This window comes from Vibrio sp. 10N.222.55.C6, from assembly GCF_041473395.1.
Lineage (GTDB): Bacteria > Pseudomonadota > Gammaproteobacteria > Enterobacterales > Vibrionaceae > Vibrio > Vibrio crassostreae_C.
This window is the reverse complement of the sequence record NZ_JBFRSD010001258.1, coordinates 1-285: the sequence shown is the minus strand read 5'-3', so window position 1 is coordinate 285 and position 285 is coordinate 1. Positions and strand designations below refer to the sequence as shown.

Here is a 285-nt window from a genome sequence, read left to right as displayed (position 1 = left end):
CAGGTGTGGGCATACCAGTAAACCCATCTTGCAAAGTTGATGAAGAAGGCGCAAATGAATGCGATATCGCAGAGCCTGATATTCTTAGGGTCTTTGATATCAATAAGAAGTACGCATTAGTGCAGATAGACAATGCAACTATTGATTATGAAGACACCAAGTACGTCGGGCGATATTCATTTATTCAAGATAAGTTGACGGGTGAACTTTACCCAATGCTTAGGGGCGGGAAATTACAGACACTTTGGCTATCTGATGAGTTTGTGAGCGTTAACAGTTCTAATC

Annotated in this window: 1 pseudogene; it reads left to right on the top strand. The window is 41.4% G+C overall.

What is annotated here, in order from left to right:
• A pseudogene (locus AB4486_RS28445) lies at positions 1–285 on the top strand (hypothetical protein); the annotation flags it as partial.